Annotated in this window: 1 protein-coding gene and 1 pseudogene; both read right to left on the bottom strand. The window is 39.1% G+C overall.

The genetic code is table 11. From position 1 onward, the window contains the following. A pseudogene (locus FTV41_RS14725) lies at positions 1 to 1,048 on the bottom strand (relaxase/mobilization nuclease domain-containing protein); the annotation flags it as partial. Beyond that, positions 1,038 to 1,366: MobC family plasmid mobilization relaxosome protein (locus FTV41_RS14720; protein ID WP_179996763.1), on the bottom strand; the 329-nt coding region annotated here is incomplete at its 5' end. The gene FTV41_RS14720 and the pseudogene FTV41_RS14725, both read right to left, overlap by 11 nt.

Here is a 1,366-nt window from a genome sequence, read left to right as displayed (position 1 = left end):
AAGTTTTTTCTGTACCGCTTGATTCTGGGCTTGTTGTTCTTGGCTCTGTATTTGCTCGTTTAATTTCGTTAAATGGCTCAATTTCGATTGCAGTAAGGTTTGATACTGGCTCAATTCCTTCTCGACCGTCTGGGCGTTGTTTTGAATGCTCTGGGCTATTTTCTCGTCCGACTGTTGGATAGCGGTCGCTGTGATATTGGCTCTTGTGTTCAAGCTGTCTCTGATAGTCTGTGACGTTTGCTCGATACCGCTCAGAAGTTGTTCCTCTGTATTCTTCAATTCGTTGTTGTACTTCTTGTCGATATTCGCCAGTAGCTCTAAAGCTTTGCTCATAAATCTCGCCCTCTAAACGGATAGGACGTTTTGCGCCCTCATACGGGTTTTCAATGGATATGGAATTTTTTACTTGTCGGGTGACATTGATTTGATTCGATTCAAGCCATTGCACCAATTCTTGCCGATCGGCAACTTCACCATTGGCAACCGCTCGGTAAACACGTTGATGTAACTGCTCTTTAAAATCCTTAATATCTTTGGGTAGATTCTTTTTATTTAAAAATAGCTGTCGATGTTCAGGATCATCGGGGTCATACAGTGAATGTTCGGTATTGGTGATCTGCTTAAATAGATCGACTCGATCTAAATCGACTGGCGCATAGAATGGCTGTAGGCGTTTGCCTGTTGAAAGCTCAACATTGGGAATCACAAAATTAAGCTCAAGCCTTGTCTCACCTGTGTCCTGATTAATTTTGTCTTGGTGCTGTACCCATAAAATTTGATACTGGTCTTTATCTAGTCCTGGAAATAAACATTCCTCAAAATTTTGCATTATTTTCTGTTTATCCTGGTCAGATAAATCATGCTCATAAAAGGACAAACAACCACTGGTATATTTTTTTGCAAAAGGACTGCTATCAATCAATTGTGCTGTCAGTTCTACATCACCACTAAGCACCTGTGCGTGTTCACGCTCTCGATCTTCACCCAATAAATAATCAATACAACCTTTTGATAAACCTGAACCATGTCTAAAAAAATCAACGATCATCTGGACGTAACTCCCGAAGCTGTTGATCAATTGAAATCAATAAATGAAGTAATTTCACTTTATCGAAAGCACCAGTACCCGCAATATCTGTATTTACTGCTTTGGCAATCTGATTCACATTATTACCAATTCGACCAAGTTCTAAAATTAACACTCGCTCTGTCTTGCTATACGAAGATTCAACAACCTTTGTTACTTTAATTTTTTGGTCATCATCTGCTTTGGAATTATGAATTTTAGTCGCTTTCTCTACTGCTGCTTGTCTAAGTAACTTTGCAATCGAACCATAAGGATTATTTGAATCAAGCAATTGATATT

It is taken from the genome of Acinetobacter sp. YH16051, assembly GCF_013417135.1.
Taxonomy (GTDB): domain Bacteria; phylum Pseudomonadota; class Gammaproteobacteria; order Pseudomonadales; family Moraxellaceae; genus Acinetobacter; species Acinetobacter towneri.
This window is presented reverse-complemented; position numbering and strand designations above follow the sequence as displayed.